General features: G+C 69.5%; 2 protein-coding genes. Both read right to left on the minus strand.

Annotated elements, in window-relative coordinates; genetic code table 11:
- Positions 1-1,504: spore coat polysaccharide flippase ExoM (exoM, locus tag G4D87_RS36060; RefSeq protein WP_163787335.1), on the minus strand; the 1,504-nt coding region annotated here is incomplete at its 3' end.
- Positions 1,501-2,658, minus strand: coding sequence for a spore coat polysaccharide deacetylase ExoL (exoL, locus tag G4D87_RS36065; protein ID WP_163787336.1), 1,158 nt, complete (start codon positions 2,656-2,658; stop codon positions 1,501-1,503). The genes exoM and exoL, both read right to left, overlap by 4 nt.
- Positions 2,659-3,037 lie beyond the last annotated feature (379 nt).

The raw sequence follows: 3,037 nt of genomic DNA on the forward strand, positions 1-3,037 counted from the left end.
CCCGCAGCCCCGCGATCAGGCTGAGCGGCCTCACCCCCGTGAAGTGCAGCACCACCAGGTATCCGGTGAAGAACAGCGTCCCGGCCACCGCCAGCGGCAGCACGCGCCACAAGAAGCCCGTGGGCAGGTGCGCCCACGTCCCGTGGGCACCGGCCCGCAGGACGAACACCGCCGCCGCCGCCGCGCACGCCGCCAGCGTCGCCTTGCCCAGCGACTGCCAGGGAATCACGTCCGCCACACTCAGCTTCCGCGCCGGCGTGGACAGCGCCGCGGGCACCCGGGCCAGCAGCATGGCCTTGCCCACCACCTCCGCCACCGCCCACGAGCCGATGCCGCCCATCAGCCCGAAGTGCTTCACCCCCAGCCACACCAGCGGCACCGTCACCGCCGCCTTCACCGCGTAGGACGCGAAGATGGCCCGCGTCTGCCCCCGGGCGCGCAGCGTCCCGTCCATGGGGAGGATGGAGAGCACCACGCCCAGCACGCTGATGCGGAAGACGGGCACCGCGGGCAGGAACTTCTCACCGAACATCGCCCCGATGAACTCCGGCGCCGCCGAGAAGAGGAACGCGGCGAAGGGCAGGAAGAAGTAGGCCAGCTTCCCGGCCGCTTCACGGAAGGCCTCCACGCCTTCCTCCAGACGGCCCTCGCGCTCCAGTTCGCCCAGCCGCACCATCAGCACCTCGCTGGTGGGCGTGTACAGCAGGTCCACCACCGGCAACTGGAAGCAGCCGACGCGGTAGAGCGCGTACAGCGCCGGCGCCACCGCGCCCGCCACCGCGTACAGGTGCGCGTTCTGTTGGGGAATCGCCAACAGCATGGCCGCGCCGAACGGCGCCGCGTAGGTCAGCTGCTCGCGGAAGCGCTGGCCATCCACCAAGGGCCCGGCGGCACCGCGCAGCGACACCACCCACGTCGCCAGGTAGCGAAGCGCCGCGAAGGCCGCCACCGCCATCATCATTCCGTAGAGCGAGGCGCCCAGCAGCGGCGGCACCACCATCACCGAGGCCCGCACCGCGTCCGACACCAGGTACACGACCGCGGACGCCTTCGTGCGGCCCTGCGAGGTGAGGGACACCTCCAGCGGGAAGCTCCCCAGCAGGAACGCGGTGTACGCGGCCAGCGGCAGGCGGTACTCGGCCAGCGCGGGGTTGGAGAACCAACCCGCCACATACCCGAGCAGCGCCCACACCGCGCCCGCGCCCACCAGGCCCATGGCGGACATGAACAGCAGCGTCTGTCCCAGGAAGGGCCGCTTCGCGTCCGTGCGAGGCAGGAAGTAATAGAGGCTCTGCACCACGCCGAACGGCAGGACGTAGTAGAGCGTCGTGGCGATGAGGAACAGCTGGTAGTACGTCCCGTAGTCGTCCAGGTTCAGCACCCGGGCGAGCACGAGGGGAATGGACAGCGTCAGCCCGGCGGTGAACAGCCGGGCCAACACCAAGGGGCCGGCGCGCCCGAGGAACGAGCCCCCGGACGCGGCCGACGTGGAACTTCCGCTCACGGAGCCTCCTGGAGGGTCGTGGCGGTCTCCGGACCCACCACGATTTCATTGCTGTTCGCTGGGCTGGGGCTCACCCGCGCCGGGGCACTGCTCAACTGGTTTCCCCCGGCGGGGGCACTGATGAAATGGGGGCGCTTCCCCGGCACCGGGCTGCTCATGCCCAGCACCCCGAAGCAGTCATCCAACTGGCAGCCGGTGAGCGACGACGAGTAGTCGCCGAGCATGCCCAGGCTGAAGTTCTCCCACAGCACCTTGCGCTTGAGGGTGAACGGGTCGCCGCCAATGCGGTTGGGCATGTCCTCCGTGGTGACACCGGAACGGAAGCCGTTGGCCGACAGCACGCGGATGACCTCGTCCGAGTACCAGCCGTTGCAGTAGGCGAAGTCGCGCACGGTGATGCCCACCTCGCGCTCGATGGCGCGCTTGGACTCCAGGATTTCGCGCTCCACGACTTCCTGCGGCTCCAGCGTCAGCACCGAGTGGCCCAGCGTGTGTGCGCCAAACTCGAAGCCGTCGCGCGCCATGCGGCGCACCTCGTCCCAGTTCATGACGTCGCCCTGCTCCGGCACCAGGTCCGCGCCGCCGCCGAGCTGCTGCTCCAGCGCGTCGATGATCTCCGTCAGCACGCGCGTGGGGTGCTCGCCGATGAAGTCGTCCAGCGACGCCGACACCGTCTTCTGTCCGGAGAGGATGGGCCCCAGCAGTTGCAGCGCGGGCGCGGGCAGCGAGTCGTAGAACGGCTGGAAGCGGCGCTCCTGCACCCGGCGCAGCAGGTGGAACAGCCGGTCGTGGTTGAAGCGCTTGTCGGTGTTGATGAACGCCGTGGGCAGGTAGGTGATGGCCGGAACGCCCATCTCCTTGAGCACCGGATAGGCATGCCGGTAGACGTCCCGGTAACCATCGTCGAACGTCACGACACACAGGTCCTTCTTCGCCACCCGGCGGCCATGCATGACGTCCACCGCGTCACCGATGGAGGCCAGCTCGAAGCCCGCCGCGTGCGCCTCCTCCAGATGCCGGCGGAAGGTCTCCTGGGAGATGAGCAGCCCGGGAATCGAGCGCTGCAGCTCTCCGGTGAAGTCGCTCACCACGCGGTGGTAGCTGACGATGAGGATGCGCCTCCCGCCGGACTGGGAGCGCCGATACGCGGCCATCGCCCGCCGCATCCCGCTGTAGTGGATCATCCCCGCCGCCGCCGCCTTGACCGCTCTTCGCAACACCTTGCCCGTCGCCATTCACGCCCTCCGCGCGGATAGGCTGCGTCCGCCTCGCATGCCCGCGTACCGTTGCAGGGGAGGTGCCAGGAGGTTGGGCACCCCGGACCGGGCAGTCGAGAGGGCCGTCCGGCCGAACGGCTCGCCTGGTGAGCAGTGGACGTTCCCCTCCGTGGAACCCTGGAGGCCCCCGGCGGGCACCTGCGACCACATGGGGAGGAAAACCTTTCCTCCTCCCGGGCTCGCCCTTTCTCCGTCCAGGCCACCACCTTGGGTTTCACTGGTGGACGTTCTGGTTTCCGGATACGAACGCCCCCGC

Source organism: Myxococcus vastator (assembly GCF_010894475.1).
GTDB classification, from domain to species: domain Bacteria; phylum Myxococcota; class Myxococcia; order Myxococcales; family Myxococcaceae; genus Myxococcus; species Myxococcus vastator.